Origin of the sequence: Amycolatopsis sp. cg5, from assembly GCF_041346955.1 — a bacterium.
Taxonomy (GTDB): domain Bacteria; phylum Actinomycetota; class Actinomycetes; order Mycobacteriales; family Pseudonocardiaceae; genus Amycolatopsis.
This window is the reverse complement of the sequence record NZ_CP166849.1, coordinates 9482741-9503488: the sequence shown is the minus strand read 5'-3', so window position 1 is coordinate 9503488 and position 20748 is coordinate 9482741. Positions and strand designations below refer to the sequence as shown.

At 66.8% G+C, this 20748-nt stretch carries 21 protein-coding genes, 2 tRNA genes and 1 pseudogene; 7 read left to right on the top strand and 17 right to left on the bottom strand.

The features are described from left to right. Positions 1-13 precede the first annotated feature (13 nt). The 3 genes and pseudogenes from AB5J62_RS43380 to AB5J62_RS43370 all read right to left on the bottom strand — a co-directional run bounded on the left by AB5J62_RS43380 (position 14) and on the right by AB5J62_RS43370 (position 1147). The gene (locus AB5J62_RS43380) at positions 14-466 is read right to left on the bottom strand and encodes a hypothetical protein (RefSeq protein ID WP_370945873.1); all 453 of its coding nucleotides are present in this window, start codon (positions 464-466) and stop codon (positions 14-16) included. Between the two features lie 92 nt (positions 467-558). Then, a pseudogene (locus AB5J62_RS43375) lies at positions 559-918 on the bottom strand (DUF2020 domain-containing protein); the annotation flags it as partial. Between the two features lie 19 nt (positions 919-937). Next, on the bottom strand, positions 938-1147 hold the full coding sequence (locus tag AB5J62_RS43370; RefSeq protein ID WP_370950500.1) for a hypothetical protein: 210 nt from the start codon (positions 1145-1147) through the stop codon (positions 938-940). 216 nt (positions 1148-1363) lie between these two features. Between AB5J62_RS43370 and AB5J62_RS43365 the strand changes: the two genes are divergently transcribed. The 5 genes from AB5J62_RS43365 to AB5J62_RS43345 all read left to right on the top strand — a co-directional run bounded on the left by AB5J62_RS43365 (position 1364) and on the right by AB5J62_RS43345 (position 5450). Beyond that, complete coding sequence (locus AB5J62_RS43365; protein ID WP_370945872.1) at positions 1364-1777, top strand: DoxX family protein; 414 nt, start codon at positions 1364-1366, stop codon at positions 1775-1777. A gap of 66 nt (positions 1778-1843) precedes the next feature. Next, entirely contained in the window at positions 1844-2407 is a 564-nt protein-coding gene (locus AB5J62_RS43360) for a hypothetical protein (RefSeq protein WP_370945871.1), read from the top strand. Between the two features lies 1 nt (position 2408). Continuing rightward, on the top strand, positions 2409-3035 hold the full coding sequence (locus AB5J62_RS43355) for a pyridoxal 5'-phosphate synthase (RefSeq protein WP_370945870.1): 627 nt from the start codon (positions 2409-2411) through the stop codon (positions 3033-3035). Positions 3036-3110: 75 nt separating this feature from the next. After that, positions 3111-4493, top strand: a complete 1383-nt coding sequence (locus AB5J62_RS43350) for an alpha/beta fold hydrolase (protein ID WP_370945869.1) — start codon at positions 3111-3113, stop codon at positions 4491-4493. 42 nt (positions 4494-4535) lie between these two features. Then, the gene (locus AB5J62_RS43345; RefSeq protein ID WP_370945868.1) at positions 4536-5450 is read left to right on the top strand and encodes an SMP-30/gluconolactonase/LRE family protein; all 915 of its coding nucleotides are present in this window, start codon (positions 4536-4538) and stop codon (positions 5448-5450) included. Here AB5J62_RS43345 and AB5J62_RS43340 read toward each other — a convergent pair. The 7 genes from AB5J62_RS43340 to AB5J62_RS43310 form a co-directional block, all read right to left on the bottom strand. After that, positions 5447-6991 carry a purple acid phosphatase family protein gene (locus tag AB5J62_RS43340; RefSeq protein WP_370945867.1) on the bottom strand — a complete coding sequence of 515 codons (1545 nt, stop codon included), beginning with the start codon at positions 6989-6991 and terminating at the stop codon, positions 5447-5449. The two genes, AB5J62_RS43345 and AB5J62_RS43340, sit on opposite strands and share 4 nt — an antisense overlap. A gap of 23 nt (positions 6992-7014) precedes the next feature. Then, the gene (locus AB5J62_RS43335; RefSeq protein WP_370945866.1) at positions 7015-8229 is read right to left on the bottom strand and encodes an MFS transporter; all 1215 of its coding nucleotides are present in this window, start codon (positions 8227-8229) and stop codon (positions 7015-7017) included. After that, positions 8229-9452 carry an acetyl-CoA carboxylase biotin carboxylase subunit family protein gene (locus AB5J62_RS43330; protein WP_370945865.1) on the bottom strand — a complete coding sequence of 408 codons (1224 nt, stop codon included), beginning with the start codon at positions 9450-9452 and terminating at the stop codon, positions 8229-8231. The genes AB5J62_RS43335 and AB5J62_RS43330 overlap by 1 nt, the downstream gene beginning before the upstream one ends. Further along, on the bottom strand, positions 9452-10717 hold the full coding sequence (locus AB5J62_RS43325; RefSeq protein WP_370945864.1) for an ATP-grasp domain-containing protein: 1266 nt from the start codon (positions 10715-10717) through the stop codon (positions 9452-9454). Before AB5J62_RS43325 ends, AB5J62_RS43330 begins: the two co-directional genes overlap by 1 nt. Continuing rightward, on the bottom strand, positions 10714-11664 hold the full coding sequence (gene cysK / locus AB5J62_RS43320) for a cysteine synthase A (protein ID WP_370945863.1): 951 nt from the start codon (positions 11662-11664) through the stop codon (positions 10714-10716). Before cysK ends, AB5J62_RS43325 begins: the two co-directional genes overlap by 4 nt. Further along, the gene (gene epsC / locus AB5J62_RS43315; RefSeq protein WP_370945862.1) at positions 11661-12218 is read right to left on the bottom strand and encodes a serine O-acetyltransferase EpsC; all 558 of its coding nucleotides are present in this window, start codon (positions 12216-12218) and stop codon (positions 11661-11663) included. Before epsC ends, cysK begins: the two co-directional genes overlap by 4 nt. Before the next feature lie 132 nt (positions 12219-12350). Continuing rightward, positions 12351-12887, bottom strand: a complete 537-nt coding sequence (locus tag AB5J62_RS43310) for a hypothetical protein (protein ID WP_370945861.1) — start codon at positions 12885-12887, stop codon at positions 12351-12353. Between the two features lie 187 nt (positions 12888-13074). On the opposite strand from AB5J62_RS43310, the gene AB5J62_RS43305 reads away from it, so the two are divergent. Both AB5J62_RS43305 and AB5J62_RS43300 read left to right on the top strand, forming a co-directional pair. Next, positions 13075-14040 carry a sigma-70 family RNA polymerase sigma factor gene (locus tag AB5J62_RS43305; RefSeq protein WP_370945860.1) on the top strand — a complete coding sequence of 322 codons (966 nt, stop codon included), beginning with the start codon at positions 13075-13077 and terminating at the stop codon, positions 14038-14040. 78 nt (positions 14041-14118) lie between these two features. Further along, entirely contained in the window at positions 14119-14700 is a 582-nt protein-coding gene (locus AB5J62_RS43300) for a dihydrofolate reductase family protein (RefSeq protein ID WP_370945859.1), read from the top strand. Here the strand turns inward: AB5J62_RS43300 and AB5J62_RS43295 are convergent. The 7 genes from AB5J62_RS43295 to gyrA form a co-directional block, all read right to left on the bottom strand. Continuing rightward, positions 14691-15038 (bottom strand): VOC family protein, encoded by a 348-nt coding sequence (locus AB5J62_RS43295; protein ID WP_370945858.1) that lies wholly within the window; start codon positions 15036-15038, stop codon positions 14691-14693. The two genes, AB5J62_RS43300 and AB5J62_RS43295, sit on opposite strands and share 10 nt — an antisense overlap. Before the next feature lie 99 nt (positions 15039-15137). Beyond that, positions 15138-15210, bottom strand: a tRNA-Ala gene (locus AB5J62_RS43290). A 35-nt stretch (positions 15211-15245) separates the two neighbouring features. Continuing rightward, positions 15246-15437, bottom strand: a complete 192-nt coding sequence (locus AB5J62_RS43285; protein WP_091288866.1) for a DLW-39 family protein — start codon at positions 15435-15437, stop codon at positions 15246-15248. Between the two features lie 105 nt (positions 15438-15542). Beyond that, complete coding sequence (locus tag AB5J62_RS43280; RefSeq protein ID WP_370945857.1) at positions 15543-16046, bottom strand: hypothetical protein; 504 nt, start codon at positions 16044-16046, stop codon at positions 15543-15545. Between the two features lie 62 nt (positions 16047-16108). After that, a tRNA-Ile gene (locus AB5J62_RS43275) sits at positions 16109-16182 on the bottom strand. A 50-nt stretch (positions 16183-16232) separates the two neighbouring features. Next, positions 16233-16925 carry a DUF3566 domain-containing protein gene (locus tag AB5J62_RS43270; protein ID WP_370945856.1) on the bottom strand — a complete coding sequence of 231 codons (693 nt, stop codon included), beginning with the start codon at positions 16923-16925 and terminating at the stop codon, positions 16233-16235. A gap of 32 nt (positions 16926-16957) precedes the next feature. Further along, positions 16958-20743 carry an intein-containing DNA gyrase subunit A gene (gyrA, locus tag AB5J62_RS43265; protein WP_370945855.1) on the bottom strand — a complete coding sequence of 1262 codons (3786 nt, stop codon included), beginning with the start codon at positions 20741-20743 and terminating at the stop codon, positions 16958-16960. Positions 20744-20748 lie beyond the last annotated feature (5 nt).

The following is a 20748-nucleotide window of genomic DNA, read 5'->3' as shown; positions in this document are numbered from 1 at the left end:
TTGCTCAGTCAGCTCACGCGGTGGCGGCGTGCTTGTCGACCAGCTGGCCGACGCGCGGGAGCGCCTCTTCCACGTTCTTCTTGGCACCGCCGCGCAGCTTCTTGTACACGGACTTGATGCTGTCGCGGCTGCTGCGCTCGGCGCGGGCGTCCGTGACGGTCAGCAGCGCGTCCGAAGCCTCGTCGGAGCGGGTCGCCAGGTAGGCACCGAAGTCGCCACCACCCTGGGCCTTGAACGCGGCGTAGAACGGCTCGAGCGACTGCGAGAAGTCGTCGAGCAGGCTGTCGACGGCCGACGGGATGATGCCCGGCTTGACCTTCTTGATCGCGGCGAAACCGGTCTTGACGACGGCGCCGGAGACACCGCCCTTGTCCGAGACTTCCTGGTCGATCAGGGTCTCGAAGTCGGTCACGACCTGCGGGCGACGAGCGGAGTCGAGCAGGATTTCCTTCAAGGTGTCAGCCACGAAACGTTCCTTCTTCATAAATCGAAGTACACGGGGGAGGAGGCACAGGTTAGTACAAGATCAACTTCACTCTTACGTGTGGAGCCCACTACTTACAGCTTCAGGCTGCCGATAGCCTGCACGGCCACCGTACGCGCCTTGACGCTTTGCTTCTGATTCGTGGTCACCACAATGGCGGACCCCTGGTGCCAAACGGCGTACACGGCGCCACTGTCAGTAGACAGATATCCGCCATTCCAGCCCGCCGGTTCGCTCGCCGGATTACTCGTCGCAACCGGCGCCGCCTGATCGACCAATGCCCGCGCGACCGTGGTTTCGCCCGTGTAGACCCGTACGGTCAGCTGTAATTTGCCACTCAATGCGTAAAAGAAGCACGTCGGATGCGGTTTGTCCGCCGATAGCCGGATCTTCGACACCTGCTGGCCGTTCGCCTGCGCGACGAAGGGCTTTTCGAGGAACGGACACGGACCGTCAGCGGATGGCTGGGGCTCCGGCGGGACCTCCGGAGCCGCCGAAGCCGACGGCGCGGCACTCGAAGAAGCCGCGGGAGCGGGCTCGGCTGGCGGTTTCGGCGAGCAGCTCGCGGTCATCGCGGCGGCCGCGGCCAGAAGTAGAAGGCGTCGCATAGCGCGGCCAGTAGACCACGACGGCCCACAGCTCGGCGGACGTGACGCGCGACACTCGAAGAAGCCGCCGAACCCGGCTCGCCAAGATGTCCACAAGGCGTTCACCAGCGGGAACGCTCCAAAACGACGTAATGGCCTTTAACAGACACACGAAGCAGAGTGCTTGTCGGTTCAACAACCGGCGAGTATCGGATCAATCACACAAAGTGTCGACGTGTGATGTTCGCCACTTTTACCCTGTTGGTTTCCTTCACCCTGCATGGAGGCAACAGTGAAACTCTTCGACCAAGGGCGTGACCACGTCATTGGCCTGTTCAGGATCGTATTGGGGTTCCTCTTCTTCATCCACGGCGCCGCGAAGCTCTTTGGCATCTTCGGCGCGAAAGCGGCCGCCGACGCCTTCGTCTGGCCCGGCTGGTGGGCGTCGCTCATCCAGTTCGTCGGCGGGGCGCTGGTGCTGCTCGGCATCGGCACGAGGGGCGCCGCGCTCATCTGCTCCGGTTCGATGGCGTACGCGTACTTCACCGCGCACCAGCCGTCGAACCTGCTCCCGATCGCGAACGGCGGTGAGCTGGCCGCCCTGTTCTGCTGGGGATTCCTGCTGATCGCGTTCCTGGGCAACGGCAAGTGGGCACTCGATGGCGTGCTCAAGCGACACCCGGCCAGGGTGGAAACGGCCCATTGAGCGATTCGGGGTGAGCACGCGTGCGACGATGGGCGCCGTCCCGAGTCGGTGAGGGAGGATCCACGCGTGCTCACTCCGGAGCAGTACCTCGGTGTGGTCGCCGAGCGCATCCAGCGCACCGGCGGACGCCTCAACACCGTGCAGATCGGACCGGCCGTCGCCGTCGTCGGGCTCTTCACCGAGTCGGTGATGCTGTCGACGATGAACTACTGCGTGGTCGCCGCCGCGACCCCGGAGGTCAACGCCGCCGCGCTCTACGACTTCACCGGCCGCGCCACCCAGCACGCGCGCGCGAACGTGATGGGCACCGTCGGCTGGACGGCGGCGTCGGTAGTGATCGCCGGGCTGGTCAGCCCGCGTGTGTACCCGGACGCGGCGCAGGCCGCGATGGCGAAGTCCGGCAACCAGTTCGGCGGTGAGACGCGGATGGTCGCCGTCGACACGACCGCAGGCGCGATGTACGCGTTCGTCGGCGGGAAGCTCTGGGGCGCGGCCATGCAGGGTTCGGTGAACGCCAAGCTCACGTTCTGTTTCCCGCAGCCCGCCGAGGCCTATCAGCAAGTCCAGTGGCAGCAGCAACAGCAGCAAGGTTGGCAGGGCCAGCCGCCGCAGCACCCGCAGGGATACTGACTTGTTCCGCTGGCCGTCTTTTCCTGACGAGCTGCCCGGGTTCGACACCTCGTCGGCGCCCGCGAAACCGCACGACCTCTTCTTGGACTGGGTCGCCGAAGCGGGCGAACACGTGCTGGCGCCGCACGCGGTCACTTTGTCCACAGTGGACGAAGATGGCCCCGACGCGCGGGTGGTCGTGTTGCGGGGGGTCGACGACGACGGCTGGGCGTTCTCGACCAGTCTGGACAGCCCGAAAGCCGCTCAACTGGACCAGGATCCGAGAGCGGCGCTCACGTTCTTCTGGCCGGGCCGTGGCCGCCAGGTCCGGCTGCGCGGCCGGGTCAGCCACGCACCGGCCGAGGCCAGTGCCGACGACTTCGACAACCGCTCGCCGCTGTCCAAGGCAGAGGTGCTGCTCGGCCATCAGTCGGAAGTGCTGGCAAGCCATGAGGAACTCGTCCGCGCCGGCGCGGAGGTCGAACGCGCGCTGGCCGAAAACCCGGAACTGAGGCCGGTTTCCTGGCAGCGGTACGTGTTCGCACCGACCGTCGCCGAGTTCTGGCAGGGCGCGATCGACCGGCGGCACGTCCGCCTGCGGTACCGGCTCGAAGACGGCGGCTGGGTCCGCGAGCTGCTCTGGCCCTGACGGCGCCAAACAGAAGGCTTGTCCATCTCTGCGGTATCGCGGGTTTTTGTCGGTGCGCCGGTGCAGAATCGGGACATGCGATCGAAGCTGCTCGTACTCGCCGGAGTCGTCGCGCTGTCCACCGGTCTCGTCACGCCCGCCGTCGCGGCAGGCCCGAGGCTGGAGGATCCGAGCGCGTGCGCGCACGACGCGAGCTTCACCTGCGCCACGCTGACCGTGCCGCTGGACTACCGCGGTCACACGCCGGGCACGCTCAAGCTGAAGGTCGCGACGGCGAACAACGTCGACGCGCCCAAGGGTGTGCTGCTGTTCCTCACCGGCGGACCGGGTCAGCCGGGCGCGCCGTACACGACCAAGATCAGCGGGCGGATGCCCGAGGTGTTCAAGGACTACCGGCTGGTCATGATCGACCAGCGGGGCACCGGCACGAACGCGATCAACTGCCCGCAAATGCAAGCGCAGGTCGGCAGCTCGGACATCGAGGTGCCCGCCCGCGAAGCGGTCGCCGAATGCGCGCGGATACTCGGTGACACGGCGCAGTTCTACGGCAGCGACTCGACGACGGCCGATCTCGACCGGCTCCGCCAGGCACTCGGCGCGCGGAAGATCGTGGTCGACGGGGTTTCCTACGGCTCGCTGACCGCGGCGAGGTACGCGGTCGCGCATCCGGGCAACGTCTCGAAGGTCATCCTCGACTCGGTGGTCCCGCACCACGTGACGGCCGAGGACTCGCTCTATCTCGTCAGCCTCAAGGCGCACGCGCGTGTGCTGCGTGACGCCTGTGCCGCCGCTCCGGCCTGCGGGTTCGATCCGGCAGAGGATCTCGCCTGGTACGTGAAGAACCACGACACCGCGGCGGGGGTGGCGTTGTTCGACATGATCGTCACCTACGAGTTCGTCGACCCGAGTTATCGCGACCCGTCGGTGATGGGCACCGACCTCGTCACCGCGCTGCACTCGGCACGCTCAGGCGACACCGCGAAGCTGGACTCGTTGCTGGAAAACCTGGCGTCCGGCGGCGACCCGGTCACCGAATTCAGCACCGGTTTGCACACGGCGACTCTGTGCTCGGACCAACGTTTCCCGTGGGGAAATGCCGCCACGCCGACGTTCATTCGGCCGGCGTTGCTGAAACTCGCGGAAAAGCGGCTGAGCTCGCGTGACACCTGGCCGTTCAGCCCGGCCGTCGCGGCGGGCCAGGGTTTCGTGCAGACCTGCCTGAACTGGCCTGCCGAGCGGCCGAATTCCAACCCGGCCGGAAAGCTGCCGGACGTCCCGGTGCTACTGCTCAACGGCGACCACGACCTGTCGACGCCGATGGAATGGGCCTTCCAGGAGGCCAAGCTCGCGCCGCAGGGCAAGGTCGTGATCGTGAAGGGCGCTTCACACTCCATCCAGAACCGCGAACAGGGTCACGCTGGGCGGGACGCGGTCGCCGAGTTCCTGTCGATTCGCTGAGGTGGCTGGTCAAAGCGCACCCCACCGCACAAGACTGCGGTAATGACCAGGAGATTCGGGGCTTTCGCGGCAATTGCCGCACTCGCACTGTCCTTGTTCACCACGCCGGTCGCCCAGGCACACGGCCTGCCCGCGACCATTCCGCTGCCCAACGGCTTCATGCCGGAGGGCATTGAGATCGGCGGCCACACCGCGTATCTCGGCTCGCGCGCGGACGGTTCGCTCTACCGCGTCAACCTGCTCAACGGAAAAGGTGAGTTCTTCAGCAAAGGCCCCGGCCCGGGGTCGGCCTCACTCGGCCTGAAACTCGATGACCGCGGCAGGCTGTTCGTGTCCGGCGCGGCCAGTGGCCAGGCCCGGATCGTCGACGCGCGCACCGGTGCGGTCATCAAGACCTACCAGCTCACGACGGCGGCTTCGACGTTCATCAACGACGTCATCCTGACCGAGGACGCGGCCTGGTTCACCGACACGCGCTCGCCGGTGCTCTACAAACTGCCGCTCGGGCGCCACGGTTCGCTGCCCGCCCAGTCGGTCACCGTGCCGCTGACCGGCGCGGGCCTGCCGACCGCGGCCTTCGGCAACGGCATCGTCACCAGCCCGGACGGCAAGTCACTGCTCGTCGTCGCCGACGGCAAGCTGCTCAAGGTGGACCCGAAGACCGGCGCGACCACACTGACCGACCTCGGCGGCGAGGTGCTGACCAACGGCGACGGGTTGCTGCGCCAGGGCAACACGCTCTACGTCGTGCAGAACCGGCTCAACACGGTCGCGAAGTTCGCGCTCGACCGCACCGGCTCGGCCGGCAAGCTGCTGAAGAAGGCGACCGATCCGCGGTTCGACGTGCCGACGACCGTGGCTCCGTTCGCGGGCAGGCTCTACCTGCCGAACGCGCGGTTCAGCTCGCCTCAGACGCCGGACACCACGTTCGACGTCATCGCCATTCCCAGGTTCTAGCCATCCGCACGTGGCCGCTGCAACGTGAACTGCTCGAAGACCGAAAGCTCGCCGTTGGGCTTGTTCACGTTGTAGTAGGTCACGTGCATCCGGGTGAGATCGCCGGGCCGTCGCCCGGGATCGACCGTGAAGGCCGCGAAACCGTAGGGATGCTCGGCGTCGCGCTTCGCCGACCAGACAGCGCTTTCGAAGGCGTACTTCGACGGCCGCTTGCCGTTCGGGCCCGGCTCGCCGACGCCGGTGATCACCTTCGCCTTGCCCTGTGGGAAGAACAGGTGGTTCGTCGGCCGCGAAACCCCGCCACCGCCGAGGACCATGTGGACCGTCCCCTGCGAGGTGTCCACCACGTCGGTCGCGGTGGAGGCCGGATTCGGCGTCAGCGTCTCGCTCCCGGACACCACGCCGCGCACCGCGAGCGAGCGCTCGTAGTGATGTTCGTGCCCGCAGACGACGAGGTCGACGCCGTACTTGTCGAACAGCGGGCCGTACGCCTGCCGGAGGCCCATGTCTCCCCCGCTGGCGTCGGCCGAGCTCATCATCACCTGGTGCATGGCGACGACGATCCAGTCGATGTCCCGCGACGCCCGCGCGGCACGCAGTTCCCGCTCCAGGAAGGCCTGCTGACGGCCGCCGGAGAAACCGCGCAGGTAGTAGTCCGCGCCGTCCTGGAAGCAGTTGTCTTCGTTCTGCACCACGATCACCCGCACCGAACCCGCGGTGAACGCGTACCAGAGCCCGTTGAGTTCGGGATCGGTGTCGCCGTCCGGCAGCGTGAAGTAGGTCTGGAACGCGTTGAACCCGATCGGCCCGTTCAGCTTTTCGACCTCGTGGTTGCCCGCCGCGGGCATCCACGGCCGGAACCGCGCGGACCTGGCGTTGTTCTGGAAGAAGCCGTTCCAGGTGCGGATGCGGTCCAGTTCCAGGTTGGCGTAGCAGAGATCGCCGTTGAGCAGGTGGAACAGCGGCGCGACCCGCTCGATGCCTGCCACGATGTCCGCCGCGGCCGGTGCGCCCGCGATGGTCAGCGCGGGCGCGCCTTCCGCGTTCCAGGTGGCGTGCGGCGTCGACTGGTCACCGAAACTCGTGAACGTGAAGGCCGCCCGGCCACCCGGCGCCGTCCGGAACGTCCCGGCGTCCGGGCCCGCGCCATCGTGCTGCGCGGCGTACACGTAGGACGTGTCCGGCCGTAGCCGCTCGAGCCGCGCGTGGTGCACGTAGACGGTCCGGTTCGACGCGCCGTCCACATAAGTGCGGGTCCGGGCTTGCGCGCACGCGCCGAACCCGGTGTCGAGCCCGCCGAACAACACGCGCGGATTGCGCACCGGCGAATCGGTGATCCACGAGACGACCATCTGCCGCGCCGGATCCGACCCGAAGGTCAGATGCAGTCCCGAGACCGGCGGGGCGCCCGCCGCTCCCGGGGTGAGCACGAAGGCGGGCGCCGCCGCCGAGGCGATGTCGGTTCCCAGCAAGGGAGTCGCGGCGCCCGCGCCGAGCAGGCCTAACGCTTTACGACGGGAGAGCCCGTTTTCGGAAGGCATCTCGAAAACGCTAGCCGGAAGATCTATTCACTCGGTATCAACGAAAGTCGTGAACGAACGGCCGCTTCCGGCAAAAGCGGTTCCAGCTTCAGCATCGCGAGTGCCGAACCGGCGACACCGGTGGCGAGCAAAACCCACATGCCTACCGCCGACCAGGTGAGCAACGCGGTCAACAAGGCAGGCGCGAGCGCGATAGGAATCGCCCAAGACAGCTGATAGACGGACAAATGCCTGCCACGGGTGGCTTCCGGCGCCGCACTCGCCACCAGCGCCGACGCGGTCGCGCCGTGCAAAAGCTCGCCTGCGGTGAACAACGCCGTCGCCGCGAATATCCCGGTCATCAGGACAGCACCGGTCGAGAAAACACCCAATAAGCCGAATGCCAAGAACGACACCGAGAAAACGGCGGCGCCGAGCGCGGCCATCCGGGTCCGGCGGTAGCGGGTGAGCATCCTGGTGACCGGGATCTGCAGCAGCGCGATTCCCACGGTGTTGACCGCGTAGAGCACACCGACCAGCGAACTCGACGCGCCAAGCTGCTGGGTGATGTACACCGGCAGGCTCACGGCGAGCACCATGTACCCGAACGCCGTCGGCACGTTCGCGACGGTCAGCGCGAGGAAGGTCCGGTTGCGGAACACCTCGCGGTAGCCGCCACGGACCCGTTCCGCCTTCGGCGCGGCGACGTGTGTGCTCGGGATGGTGCCGATGAACCCGGCCGCCGCGAGGAACGCGATGCCGCTGACCACGACGATCGCCTGATACGCGGCATCGCTGCCCAGCGCGAGCGCGGCACCGGCGATGAGCCCGCCCGCGCCGAGCCCGGCGTTGCGGAGACTGCGCTGCGCGGCAAGGAGTTTGTCCCGGCTGTCACCTTGCGCGATTTCCGCGACGAACGACTGGATCGCGGGCGGGAACGAGCCGTCGCCGAGCGCGACCAGCGCCACGGCCAGGAACATCGGCACCGGCGAGTCGACGAACGGATAACAGAAGAACCCGGCAGCACGCACGAAATAGCCGCCGACGACGACCGTTCGCGCGCCGTACCGGTCCACGAGCACGCCCGCGATCGGATTGCTGACCAGTGCCAGCAACGCGCCGGCGCTCATGATGACGCCGACCTGTTCGAGCGGCATCCCGGTCAGATGATGGAAGTACAGCAGGGAAAGCGGCACGTACATGCCGCTGCCCATGGCGTCGACCGTGATGCCGAGCATGTACCTGACCTGAGCCCGCATCACGGCGCTTCCCCGATCTTGGTCTGTGCCACGAACCTCGCGCCGAGTTCCCTCAGCCTGCGCTCGCAGACCGCTCGCGTCGGCGCGGAAGCGACCGCGGCGACCAGGAAATCACTCGAACCTCCGGCAGGCGGGACGACCTGGCCAGGCTTGCCGTAGAGCCAGAAATACTCGACCCACGTGTCTTCGGGCGTCTGCGGAACCTCACTGATCAAGCCGGGGCGTTTCATCATCAACACCTGACCGGACATGCGTTTCGGCGTGCGGTCGATCTCGGGAATCGGCAGTCCGACCTGCAAACGCGTGGCGTACTCGGCGAGGTTGACGTCGAACAACGTCTTGAAGACCTCACGGACCTTCGCGCCCGCCGGCCTGCTCGCGATTTCGCACAGCACCAAGCGGTCGTCCGGGGTGTGGAAGATTTCCGCGTGGAAGCCGTGACTTTGGAGACCGGGTGTGCGCAGCGCCGCCAAGGTCTTGTCGGTGAGCGCGATCAGCCGGTCGGTCAACGGGTCGTCCGGATCGAGTGTCACGTCGACGCGCGCGCCGGGATCCGAGCCGAACGACGCGAGGTCGTATTGGTACTGCGAAGGCCAGGACAGCACGGTCTCGCCGTCGACGACCAGACCGTCCACATGGCACATTTTGCCGGGGACGAACGCCTCCAGCAGCACGTCGCCCAGCGGTTCTTCGAGGTAGGCGTCGAGCTCGGCCTGGTCACGCAGGATGCGCAGGCCGATCGCGTTGAACCCGGCCCTGTCCTTGAACACCAAGGGAAATCCGTGCTCCCACGCGAACTCACGCACGTCGTCCGGTGACTGGGGCACGGTGTGCGGCGCGACCTCGACCCCGGCCTTCTGGACCAGCTTCTTCATCAAAGCCTTGTCGCGGAACGGATACACGTCCGCGGTCCACGGACCAGGCAGGCCGCGCTCCTCGCGCACGCGCGCCGCGTTGTCGACGTCGCCCTCGTGATGCCCGATGACGTACTTCGTGTCGAACTCGGCCGCGAGTTCGAGCGCGCGCTTGAGCACCAGCGCGTCGTCACGGAAATCCATCGTCTCGAAGTGCGCGTAGCCGAGGTTCGTCGTCGGGATCTCCTCGGCGAACGACTCGAACTTGTCGCGCGCCGCGAGAATCACTACGTCACCGTCGAAATCGGCCAGCCAGCGGTCGTACGGGAACGGCTCCAGCGGATTCCGGTGCAGGATGAGCAGAGTCATCACGCCACCTCGGCCACATGCGCGAGCCGCGTCTCGCCGTCGTCGCCGGCGACCTTGATGCGGATGGTCTCGCCGATGAGCTCGGCGCCGCGCCGGATCGCGTCGGTCGTGTCGGCGCCGACGACCGCGACCAGCCCGAGCCGATCCCAGTTGTCGCGCAGCGTGCGGACCGTGTCGCCGACCTTCGCGCTGATCCGGACGTCCAGCACGCCTTTGCGGGCCCGTGCCTCGTCGGCGCCGTCGATCGACTCGACCGTGCCCGGCACCCCGACGATGAACCTGGTGCTGGCACCGGCTTTCGGCACCGGACGTCCGGGCAGTTCGGGTACCAGGCCGAACGGCCAGCCGAGCGCGTAGCTGATCAGGTCGATCCCGTACGCGCCCTGCACGAGATCGGTGATCGCGTCACCCGCGCCGCGGTTGTGACTTTCGATCACCTGCGGTCCACGCGCGCCGATCCGGATCTCGGTGTGGGACACGCCGTCGCGCAATCCCATCAGGTCAAGGAAACTGCCGATCGCGGCGCTGACCTCGTCCTGGGTCTTCTCGTCGAGCCGCGCGGGCACGGCGTGGCCGAGTTCCGCGAAATGCGCGTCGTCGGTGAACTTCTCGGTGATCGCGACGACCACGTGCCGCCCGGAGAAGCTGAACGTCTCCACGCTGAACTCGGGGCCCTCGACGAACTCCTCCATCAGGAAGTCCTGCAGCAGCATGAGCGTCGACACGCGGTCAGTCCTGGTGCCGCGCAAGCGTTCCACCGCGGCCCAGACCTCGTCGGCGTCGGCGGGCGAGTTGACCTGGTGCACGCCGATGCTGGCGGTGGCGTCGGTCGGCTTGACGATGAACGGATAGCCGTAGCGCGCGCCGAACGCGTCCAGCTGCTCGCGGTGCTCCAGCGTCTGCGCGCCGACGGCGTTCGGGTCGATCGCGGCAAGATGCTGGCGCATGGTCAGCTTGTCACGGAAGCGTTTGGTGACCTCATAGCCGGTTCCGCCGAGCCGGAAGAGGTCGTTGATGCGCGCCGCGCTGTCCAATCCCGGCTCGGTCAACGAAAGCGCGACCTCGTAGCCGGGCTCGGCACGCAGCTGCCTGGCCACCGGCTCGACCTCGGCCCACTCGGTGTAGTCCAGCACGTAGATGACGTCCGCGAGCTCTTCCTGCAGCGGCGTCAGCTTGGTCGGGTGCTGGAGCAGCAGCACGGTCAAGCCGAGGTCCTTCGCCTTGCGCACCCACTCGTCGTTGGCGCCGACCAGGAGGAGGTTCATCGGTCCGTTCCTTTCGCGGTAGGCCCGTCCCAGACGCTCAGGTAGCGCTCGCCGGTGTCGGGCAGGATGGTGACGATGGTCTTTCCCTCGTTCTCCGGCCGGCTCGCGATCCGCAGCGCGCCGTGCACGGCGGCCCCTGACGAGACGCCGGCGAGCACGCCGACACTGCGCGCGAGCCAGCGCGCGGTGTCCAGCGCCTCGTCGTCGGTGACGGTGAGGACTTCGTCGATCAGCTCGGGATCGGTGGTCTCGGCGACGAATCCGCCGTTCAGCCCGAAGATCGAGTGCGTGCCCGCGTAACCACGCGAGAGCAGCGGCGAACCGTCCGGCTCGACGCCGACCGCCTGCAGCAACGGATTCTGCGTCTTGAGGAAGTCGGCGGAACCGCACAACGTCCCGCCGGTCCCGATTCCGGCGACCAGGATGTCGACGGCGCCCGCGGTGTCTGCCCAGATTTCGGGCCCGGTCGTCTCACGGTGTGCGCGCACGTTGTCGGGATTCGCGTGCTGCTGCGGGAACCACGAGTCCGGCGTCGCGAGGTGCAGTTCCTCGGCCTTGTCGATACAGCCCTGGTAGCGAAGTTCCTTGGGCGTCAACACGACTTCGGCGCCCAGCGCCTTGAGAAGCCCGATGCGCTCGGCGGTCGCGTTGTCCGGCAAGACGATCACGCAGCGGTAACCCCGCGAAGCGCTCAGCGCGGCGAGCGCGATGCCGGTGTTCCCGGATGTCGCCTCGATGACCGTGCCACCCGGTTTCAGCCGCCCGTCGGCTTCCGCGCCACGCAGCATGAAGAGCGCGGCGCGATCCTTGATGCTGGAGAGCGGATTCGCCGACTCCAGCTTGGCGAGCACCTGCGCGCCGGTCGACGGCAACCGGAGCAGCGGGGTGCCGCCGACCAGTTCCTCGATCCCGTTGGCGATACGTTGGGGTGACAGCAAACTGGTCATGACGCCTTCCTCCGTAGTTGAGTCGCCTGCGTGACCGCGGCCGGTGCGAGCGCGAGCGCTCGGGCGGGAACGTCGTCGACCACCAGCGCCTGCGCCCCGATCACGGCGTCATCGCCGACGGTCACCGGCCCGAGCACGGTCGCGTTCGTGCCCAGCACCACCCGCGCCCCGATCACCGGATGCCGCCGCTCCCCGTCGGCGCGCTTGTTGTCCCGCCACCAGCCGACCGCGCCGAGCGTCACCTGGTGGTAGATCGTCACGTCATCCCCGACCCGCGCGGTCTCCCCGATCACGACGGCGGCACCGTGGTCGACGAACACCCGCCGCCCGAGCACCGCGCCGGGATGGATTTCGACCCCGGTGAACGCCCTGACCAGCACCATCAGGAACCTCGCGGTCAACCGCAGGCCGCGGTTGTGCAGGAGATGGGCGACCCGGTGTGTCCACACGGCGGGCAGCGCCGGGTGCAGGAAGGCCTCGCCACGGTGCCGGACGGACGGATCCCGTTCGACGACCGTCCGCAGGTCCTCCGCGAGCATGCGCACCAGTTCCATGGGCTTTCCCTCCTTCCCGTCCGCTTAGGGATTCGAGGGTCGCGCAGCCCGCTTTCGAACGGCTATCGCCGCGTCGATAGAAAAGAAAAAGCCGCCCGTGGTGCACGGGCGGCTTTTCTGTCTGTCGTTGACTCAGCGGCGGCTGGCCCGCCTGCGCAGCGCGAAGAAACCACCGCCACCGATGGCGAGCGCGGCAGCGGCACCCGCGGCGGCCGTGCCGATCCCGGCGTCGGCGGCGGCTTCCGCGCCACCACCGGTCTGCGGGGCGCCCTTGGGCTTCTCGGCGACCTGCGGCGCCTTGGTCTGCGGTGCCTTGGTTTCGGTCGCGGGCTTCGGCGCGCCGACGGTGAAAGCGACTTCCTTGGAATTGATCGTGCCCGACGAACCTTCAGCGTCGCTGTCACAGAACATCCACGCGATGTACTTACCGGGCTTGACCCCCTTGAAAGAAATGGTCTGCTTGTTTCCGTTCGCCTTCATGGTCCCGGTGCCATAAGGCTCGTGACCGTTCCGGACGCCGTAGTTGCCCTCGGCGTGATCGTTGGGCTTCGCGCAGACGCCGCTCAAGGTGACGGTGCTACCGCTGACACTGATGTTGAGCTTGTGGTCGACACCGGGGCTGCCTGCCAGCGCCGCGACCGGCGAAAGCAGAGCGAAACCAGCGGCCATACCGGCAATGACGACAGACTTGCGAATCATTTCAATTCCCCAGTTGATAGGCATACGGGTAGCCCCGCATGAATTTGATTTCCCCAGTTTCGCGCTTTCCCCCAGCGCTTCAACACCCTTAAAGACGCCCATCCCCCATGGAGGTTCCCGGGTTCGATAACGAAATAGTTTCGCTAGGATCGCCACCATGAGCACCGATCTGCTGGCCGCGGCGCGCGGCGGCGACTCGCTGGCGTTCGACCAACTGGTCGCCCAGTTCCGCGGCGAGCTGACCGCGCACTGCTACCGCATGCTCGGCTCACCCCACGACGCCGAGGACGCGTTGCAGGAGTCGCTGCTCAGCGCCTGGCGAGGCCTGCCGAGTTTCGAAGGCCGGAGTTCGCTGCGCACCTGGCTCTACCGAATCTGCACCAACGCCTGCCTCCGCCTCAACACGAAACGAGTGCTCTCACCAGACCACGGCCCGGCCCGCCACGAGACGGACGACCTGGGCGAACCCCAGCCAGGCCCGTGGCTCGAACCGTGGCAAGACGATCCGTCGGCGAACTACCTGCGACGCGAGAGCGTCGAGCTGGCATTCATCGCCGCACTCCAACATCTGCCGAGCACCCAACGCGCGGTCCTGATCCTGCGCCAGGTCCTTGAGTACTCGGCCGCCGAGACCGCGGAAATCCTCGACCTCACCCCGGCCGCGGTCAACAGCGCACTCCAACGCGCACGCAAGGCCGTCGACGAGCGAGTCCCGCAGCGCAGTCAGCAGGACGAACTGTCAGCACTCGGCCCCGACGGCCAACGCGAACTGATCGACGCCTTCGTCACGGCCTGGGAAAAAGCCGACGTCAACGCGATCGTCGCACTGCTGGCCGAGGACGTCCGCTTCACCATGCCCCCGCTGCCAGCATGGTTCGACGGCCTCGAAGACGTCACCCGCTTCCTGGTCGAGCGCATCTTCGCCAACTCGTGGCGCCTGGTACCGACCCAAGCGAACGGCCAGCTCGCGATCGCCGGCTACATGCGCCGCCCCGACGGCGTGTACGGACTCGGCGGCATCAACGTCCTGAGCCTGCGCGATGGCCTGATCACCGAGATCTCCAGCTTCCTCAGCCCAGAGGTACTCGCCGGCTTCGACCTCCCGGAAACTTTTTCGGACTGATTTCGCCCAGACCGATGAATCCGCGATGACCGCTGTCTCTACCTCTTCGTAAGCACACCGCAGAGAGTGGAGAACCCCATGCGCAAGCTCATCGTCACCAACATCGTCTCGCTCGACGGCTACTTCGAGGGCCCCGGCGGCAACGTCATGGCCCTCCCCATGGACGGTGCCTTCGACTCCTACAACGCCGAGCGCCTCCGCACCGCCGACACGCTGCTGCTGGGCCGCCGCACCTTCGAGATGTTCCAGGGCTTCTGGCCGACCGTCGCGGAAAACCCGGCCTTCGGCCCGGTCCAGCAGGAGATCTCCCGCCTCGACAACGCCATCGACAAGCTCGTCATCTCGGACTCCGTCACCTTGGCGCCGACCGCAGCCTGGACCGACACGACCACAGTGGTCAGCCGCGCCGCCGCCCACGCCCACCTCGCCGACCTCAAGCAGAGCGACGGCGGCGACATTTTGGTCTTCGGCAGCCACACCCTCTGGAACGACCTCCTCGCCGCGGACCTGGTCGACGAGCTCCACCTGATCGTCGGCGCGGTCGCACTCGGCGGCGGCACCCCGGCGTTCACCGCCGCCAACTCCCTGCGCCTCATCGAGACACGTCGTTTCGAAGGCTCGGACAATCACCTGGCCCGGTACGCGAAGGTTTACGCCTGAGCCCAGACGCCCAGCTCGTTCCCACTCGGATCGGTGAAGTGGAACCGGCGGCCACCGGGAAATTCGTAAGGCCCGTTCACCACCTGGCCGCCGGCACTCCGCACCGCCGCCGCGGACTTGTCGAGCTCATCGGAGTACAGCAGCACAAAAGGCCCACCGGCCGTGGTCTTCTCGTCCTGCCGCAGCCCGCCGACTTCCCCATCGGCGCCGCGAATACCGGCATACGCGGGCCCGTAGTCGTTGAACTCCCAACCGAAGGCCTCGGTATAGAACCGCTTGGCCGCGTCGAGGTCGGTGACGGTGATTTCGATGTAGTCGATCGCATGGTGTCGAGACATGCCCCGCATTGTGCCGACGGGCACCGACAATTTCGCCCGCGCTACTCAGGCACAGAGAGTCGAACGTAGTGAACGAGGCGCTCACAACAAGAAAGCGAGTGGAGCTGAGGGGAATCGAACCCCTGACCCCCGCCTTGCAAAGGCGGTGCTCTACCAATTGAGCTACAGCCCCGAACGTGGGCGACTCGCGCCGCCCACGGGGAAGATTCAGTTGTTGGCCGCGTCCGAGGAGCTCGCCTTGGCGGGCGCGCTGCCGTTGGTGGAGACGGCGCCGAGCGGGCGCTCAGTCGGGGCGGTGGCTTCGCGCCACAGGTCGGCCTCGGCCTTCGCAGCCTTGTTCCGCTTGACCACGAACAACACGGCGCCTGCGATGGCAGCGAGTGCCAGCAGCTTCTTCACGGTGAAGCCCCCTCTTCCTCGACAACTTGCTCGGCTTGCTGTGCCATGTTACAAGACGGCTGTCCGACGGGTTGCCACCGGTGTCTTGTTCCACGTGGAACAAGGTCAGCCCAGGCGGTAACGCCGGAACTGGGGATCGAACACCTTGAAGTCGAGACCGACGGCGTCGCCGGCGTTGTACGCGGTCAGCTGGCCATCGGTGAAGATCAGCCCGATGCCGACCTCGGACTCCCAGCGCTCCAGCAGCAGGACGGTCTTCAAAGTCTGACCTCGCAACGCAGACAGTCCATCGGAGATGTCGTCGCGCCAGACATTGGAACGCTTCTCGTCCGGCGACCTCACGGGCTTGTTGGGATCGATCGTGTTCCAAGTGATCGAGACTTCGTCGAATCTCCAGAAGTTGATCTCGACCTGCTCGCCTTCGAAGTCGAGCAGGACCGGGCAAAGGCAGAGCCAGTGGTTCCCTGCGGTTTCCCAAACCAACAGGCTGTTCGTGAGCGTCTTGCCGACCAGCGAAGCCAGTCGCCGGCCATGAGCGGCAGTGACCGCGGAAACGTCGCGGTGCCACTGCGGCCGATACCCATCGATCCAGAAGTCGAACTCCGGCACCGTCACCCCCACGGTGAAACAAGAAAGCCGGTCCGCGAGTGCGAACCGGCTTTCCTATTGGGTGGGCCCACCAGGACTTGAACCTGGGACCTCTTCGTTATCAGCGAAGCGCTCTAACCACCTGAGCTATGGGCCCGTGGAACGAAGAGAAGATTACAGGACGCCTCTGGGCGCCCTGCAACCGGGTTACTCTCGCTCCGACAACGTGACCTCGAGGCCGCCAGCGAGGTCCGCCGAGACGTTGTAGATGAACGCGCTGACCGTGGCCAGCGCGGCCACCAGGACGATGTTGATCGCGCCGAGGATGGCCGCGATTCCGAAGACGCGACCGGCGCTGATCAGGGGATCTGTCGGTGCGTTGGCGCCTTCGCCGCCGACGAGCGACGAGTAGGTGCCGTTGAGCTTGTCCCAGACGCCCATGCCGTCGAGGACGGTGTAGAGGACGCCGACGGCGACCAGCCAGACGAAGAACATGGCGAGGCCGAGCACCAGTGAGAGCTTGAGCACAGACCACGGGTCGAAGCGCTTGATCTGCAGGCTGGCCCGGCGGGGGCCGCGGCCGGGACGGCGCAGTGCCGTCGGGGCGGGCCGGGAACGGGACGCGGACGGGATGGCCGTCTCGCGGGTCTTCTCGTCCTCGGCCGCGTCGCCGAAGAGGCGGCGCGCCGCTGTGCCCGTGACCGCGGGGAAGTCCCCGGTGCCCGGGTGGTAGTCCTGCTGCGGGGCGGCCGCCGGCACGTCCTCCTGCTTCATGCGAAGCGTTTCGTCGGTGTCGGCGGCAGCCTGACCTTCGTGCTCCTCGGCGGGCGAGCCGTTGCCGTCACGCTGCCAGGGTGGCGCCGAAACGCCGGTCGTTTCGGACTTCTCGGATGGTGTCACGAAGAGTCAATCCTTACCCGTGCTCGGCGCCGCTAGTTCTCCGGCGCTGTCGTGGTGTCTTCTTCTCCCTCATCATTACTACCGTTGGCGACGTCTGAGGGCTCGTCCGCGTTGCGTGCGACGGCGAGAAGAGTTGTCCCCTCACCGAGATTCATCAGCCGGACGCCCTTGGTCTGCCGACCGGCCTTGCGTACCTGGTCGGCCGGAGTCCTGATGACACCGCCACTGGAGGTGATGGCGTAGAGCTCGTCGTCGGCGTCGACGATGAGCGCTCCCACCAGCCTGCCACGTCGCTGATCATGCTGGATGGTGAGCACGCCCTTGCCGCCGCGGCCCTGCACCGGGTAGTCCTCGATCGGGGTCCGCTTGCCGTACCCGCCGTCGGTGGCGACCAGCAGGAACTTCTCCGGCTTGACGACGCTGATGGCCAGCAGTTCGTCGCCGTCGTTGAAGCGCATGCCGAGCACGCCGGACGTCGCGCGGCCCATCGGGCGCAGTGCTTCGTCGGTGGCGTGGAAGCGGATGGACTGGCCGCCTGCGGAGACGAGCAGCAGGTCCTCTTCGGCGGACGCGAGCACGGCGCCGACCAGTTCGTCCTCTTCGCGCAGGTTGATGGCGATGAGGCCGCCGGCGCGGTTGGAGTCGAAGTCGGTCAGCTTGGTCTTCTTGACGAGACCCTTCTGCGTGGCGAGCACCAGGTACGGCGCGACCTCGTAGTTGGGGATCTCGATGACCTGGGCGATCTGCTCGTCCGGCTGGAACGCGAGCAGGTTCGCCACGTGCTGGCCGCGTGCGTTGCGGTTCGCCTCCGGCAGCTCGTACGCCTTCGCGCGGTAGACCCGGCCCTTGTTCGTGAAGAACAGGATCCAGTCGTGCGTGGAGCAGACGAAGAAGTGCTGGACGATGTCGTCCTGCTTGAGCGTCGCGCCCTGCACGCCCTTGCCGCCGCGCTTCTGCGAGCGGTAGAGGTCGGTCTTGGTGCGCTTCGCGTAGCCGGTGCGGGTGATCGTGACGACCACGTCCTCGACGGCGATCAGGTCCTCGATCGACACCTCGCCGTCGAACGGGATGATCTGGGTGCGCCGGTCGTCGCCGTACTTGTCGACGATCTCGAGCAGTTCTTCGCGGATGATCTGCCGCTGCCGCTCGGGGCGGGCCAGGATGTCGTTCAGGTCCGCGATCGTCTCTTCGATCTCGGCCAGCTCGTTGATGATCTTCTGACGTTCGAGTGCGGCCAGGCGGCGCAGCTGCATGTCGAGGATCGCGATGGCCTGGATCTCGTCGATGTCGAGCAGCGACATCAGGCCGGGCCGCGCCTCGTCGGCGGACGGCGACCGCCGGATCAGGGCGATGACCTCGTCGAGCATGTCGAGCGCCTTGACCAGACCACGCAGGATGTGGGCCCGCTCTTCGGCCTTGCGCAGGCGGAACTTGGTCCGCCTGACGATGACCTCGATCTGGTGATTCACGTAGTGGCGGATCATCTGGTCGAGCCGCAGGGTGCGCGGCACCCCGTCGACCAGCGCCAGCATGTTGACGCCGAAGTTGTACTGCAGCTGGGTGTGCTTGTAGAGGTTGTTCAGCACGACCTTCGCGACCGCGTCCCGCTTGAGCGTGATCACGATGCGCATGCCCTTGCGGCTGTTCGACTCGTCCGCGATGTCGGCGATGCCGGTGAGCTTCCCGTCGCGCACCAGCGCGGCGATGTTCTCGACCAGGTTGTCCGGGTTGACCTGGAACGGCAACTCGGTGACGACCAGGATCGTGCGGCCCTTGGCGTCCTCGTCGACCTCGACGACCGCGCGCATGCGCACCGAGCCGCGGCCCGTGCGGTACGCGTCCTCGATGCCCGAGGTGCCGAGGATCAGGCCCCTGGTCGGGAAGTCCGGCCCCTTGACCCGCTGCAGCAGCGCCGCGAGCAGCTCGTCGTCGGTCGCTTCCGGGTTCTCCAGCGCCCAGACGACACCGTCGGAGACCTCGCGCAGGTTGTGCGGCGGGATGTTGGTCGCCATGCCGACCGCGATGCCGGAACCACCGTTGACCAGCAGGTTCGGGAACCGGGCAGGCAGGACGTCCGGCTCCTGCGTGCGGCCGTCGTAGTTGTCGGAGAAGTCGACGGTGTCCTCGTCGATGCCTGCCAGCATCTGCATGGCCAGCGGCGCGAGACGTGACTCGGTGTTGTGGCTGACGAAACCGTCGGTGACGAACGCGTGGTCATCCGTGTCGACACGCAGGCTGTAGACCGGCTGCACGCCGTCGTCGACGACTGATGCGACTTCGGCGTAGTAGAACCTGCCGTCCACCAGCGGCTCGACGACCGTCAGCACTTCAGGGTTCGTGATGTGCGCGCTGATCTCGTCACGGCGGGTTTCCCAACGCTCGATCCGGTCGACGTTGTGGCGACGCAGCCAGTCCTGTTCGGTCCAACGGTCAGCACCGTGAGCCCGGATGTAGTCGCCGACGAACGGCACGTGATCCGAAGACATCGAACGCGAGTCTTCCGGCAGCGCGTCGAGAATCGCTTCGAGCTTGGCTTGCTTGGCGCCGTGGAAACTGATCCGGTTGGAGAACAGGCGGGCGTCACGGCGATTCGTGATGACGACCTTGATCTCACCCGTCTCATAGTGCACGAGCTTGCCGACGACACCGAACTCCAACAGCAGCTGCTGTACGCCGCGAGCCAGCTGGGCGCTTCGGGTCGAGTAGGAGATCTGCACGGTGTTCCGCGGCAGGGCCGAGCATGAGCCGTCGCCGGTGAAGAGCCCGATCAGGAACGCTCGCTTCACGGTCTTGCCCGCGGACCAAACGAACTCGGGCACCTGCTTGGCCGCGCTGCGCTGACCGATCATCTCGGCCAGGACGCTGCCGCGCAGCGCTGACAGATCCTGAATGTCCAGCTCGTGCAATGTCGAGCCAGAAGCGATCAGCCGAGACGACACGTAACGACGCCCACCGACAACATGGTCGTACGCGTCGACGACATACTTGAAGTAGTCCTCGTCGATGTTGTTGAAGCCGGCACGGTCGGCGGAAACGAAGCCTTCCGCCACGAACGCGCCGGCCAAGATCCCCTCGACCCACTTGCGGACCTCGGTCTCGCCGTCGTGCGGCGCATCGGTGCGCTGCATGACCACGCGGTCGCCCGGCTGGACCTCTTCGAGGAGCTTCCACATCAGCGTCGGAACGCCGAGCACGTTCACCAGCGCCAGCACCGGGTGGTTGTGCGTACCACTCAGCTCGAAACCCTCGCGGGTCGTGAGCTTGAGCGTCGGGTGCTCACCGGAGTGGAACAACATCTCGGCACGCACCGGGTCACCGTTGCGGTCGAGCACCTTGAGATCGATCTCGTTGTCGCTGTTCGGCTTGGCGTCCGGGACGATGTCGCCGATGCGAATCGTCGAGCCATTGGCCAGCTTTACCCGCGTATTTGCAGAAGCACAGTAGCGCATCGCGGCAGCCGGATCGTTGCCCGGCGAGCCGAAGTTGCCCTGGCCGTCGATCAGCGGGTAGCGCATCGACCACGGCTGCGCGAGCCGGACGAGCGCGTCGTAGATCGCCGAGTCGCCGTGCGGGTGATAGTTGCCCATCACGTCGCCGACGACGCGTGAGCACTTGTTGTACCCGCGCTCCGGCCGGAAGCCCGAGTCGAACATCGAGTACAGCACGCGGCGGTGCACCGGCTTGAGGCCGTCGCGGACGTCGGGCAGCGCGCGGGACACGATCACGCTCATCGCGTAGTCGATGTACGAACGCTGCATCTCGTGCTGGATGTCGACCGGTTCGACGCGGTCGTGTTCCGGCGGCAAGGTCTCCGTCATGTGGT